1 protein-coding gene is annotated in these 228 nt (G+C 61.8%); it reads left to right on the top strand.

What is annotated here, in order from left to right; all coding sequences use genetic code 11:
* Positions 1–16: 16 nt before the first annotated feature.
* On the top strand, positions 17–228 hold a 212-nt coding region (locus AX721_RS20950; protein WP_231754746.1), incomplete at its 3' end, for a HAMP domain-containing protein.

Genomic DNA, 228 nt, shown 5'->3' with positions numbered 1-228 from the left:
GGCGCAGGTGAAGGGCGTGGCCGGCACCTGGAAGGACCTGACCGACAACGTGAACCTGATGGCCAACAACCTGACCGGCCAGGTGCGGAACATCGCCGAAGTCACCACCGCCGTGGCCAACGGCGACCTCTCCAAGAAGATCACCGCCGACGTGAAGGGCGAGATCCTGGAGTTGAAGAACACCATCAACACCATGGTGGACCAGCTGAACTCGTTCGCCTCGGAAGT

Origin of the sequence: Phenylobacterium sp. CCH9-H3 (genome assembly GCF_001557235.1) — a bacterium.
In the GTDB taxonomy this organism is placed as follows: Bacteria; Pseudomonadota; Alphaproteobacteria; order Caulobacterales; family Caulobacteraceae; genus Phenylobacterium.
The sequence above is the reverse complement of the archived record's forward strand: the minus strand, read 5'-3'. Positions and strand labels throughout refer to the sequence as shown.